Source organism: Neobacillus novalis NBRC 102450 (genome assembly GCF_001591805.1).
In the GTDB taxonomy this organism is placed as follows: domain Bacteria; phylum Bacillota; class Bacilli; order Bacillales; family Cytobacillaceae; genus Neobacillus; species Neobacillus novalis.
Map to the genome: position 1 here is coordinate 1 of NZ_BCVP01000093.1, position 1,387 is coordinate 1,387.

The 1,387-nt window shown below is 41.2% G+C and carries 1 protein-coding gene; it reads left to right on the plus strand.

The features are described from left to right. The coding region (locus tag BANVL01_RS26430; protein ID WP_066148215.1) for an RNA-guided endonuclease InsQ/TnpB family protein at nucleotides 1-1,265 on the plus strand (1,265 nt) is incomplete at its 5' end. Nucleotides 1,266-1,387: the final 122 nt, after the last annotated feature.

Below are 1,387 nucleotides of genomic sequence, written 5' to 3' on the forward strand. Positions count from 1 at the left end.
ACAAAAAGAACATGAAAGAACAGAAGAAAAAAGAATCGAAAGGGGATATTGTCATTCAGAAATTTCCGCTCCGATTAACCGGCGAGGAGAGAAGATTAGTCGATACTCTACGTAAGGAAGCAGCGAATTTGTGGAATGACTGTTTAGATCTCCATTGGTGGCTATATGATGTATATAAGGTTTGGACAAGTGCATCTGAAAAAAAGCAATGGTACAATGCCACCACACATAAATTACACTCGCAAACCATTCAATCTATCATCGAATTACATGAAGAAACATGCAAAAGAACAAGGGAGTTACGGGCAAAAGGTGAGAAACAGTGGCGTTACCCTTGGAAATACAAAAAGTTCTTTTCCGTTAAATATAAAAAAACGGCGATTAAATTGACTGGTAAAAAGCTCAGGTTTAGCAATGGAAAACAACAATCCCCCTTAGTGATCCCTCAACCGAAGCACATTGATTTCCATACCATAAAAAGTGCCGAAATCGTTTGGCACAAAGATCAATACTGGATGCATATAGCCGTGGAAGTACCAAAACAAAAGCAGGTTCAAGGTAAAAAGGATGCCGGCTGCGATTTGGGGATCATCCATGCGGCCGTTTTAAGTGACGGAAAAAGTCACTTCATTGTAACAGGAAGAGAACTTCGCTCGTTACAGCGCTACAGAAATAAAAAGTTGAAAGAGTTTCAGAAGCGGATTAGCCGGAAGAAGCTGGGTTCGAATAAAAGACAAAAACTCATTTTGCGTAAACGCCGTTTTTTAGAAAAAATGGAGCGGAGAATTGAGTACCTATTGCATTCTATTTCGAAAATGGTTACCGATTGGTGCGTAGAAAACCAAATTTTAACACTCTATATCGGAACACCAGATGGCGTTCAAAGGAATACGAAGAAGAAAAAGAAAACACGTAAAGAAATTCGTCAACAATTGTCCAATTGGAGTTTTGGGCAATTAATTGAAAAAATAAAATACAAATTAAAACTTCGAGGGGTCAAAGTCCAACTTGTGGAAGAGTCCTATACTTCCGGCACGTGCCCCGCGTGCGGAGAATTCCGCAAACAATGGAATCGAAACTTCTACTGTCAGTGCGGCGCGGCAGGACATCGGGATGTAGTAGGTGCCGTTAATATTTTGGACAAATCGGTCAATAAACAGCTCACGGAAAATCGGGAACTACCGAAAATAGAAGATACAAAGTATCGCCGAGTCCTTTTAACACCCATTGTCCCGCACAATGGGTGTAAAGGGGCAGTGGCGTAGTGCCTATGATTGGGCTGCGGTATGTGGTCTTTACTACATGTCGTAATGAACTGGAGAAGTAGTAAGACCTAGAAGCCCTGGCTGAAAGGCGGCTTTGATGAACGTTTTAAAAAGAATCCCCT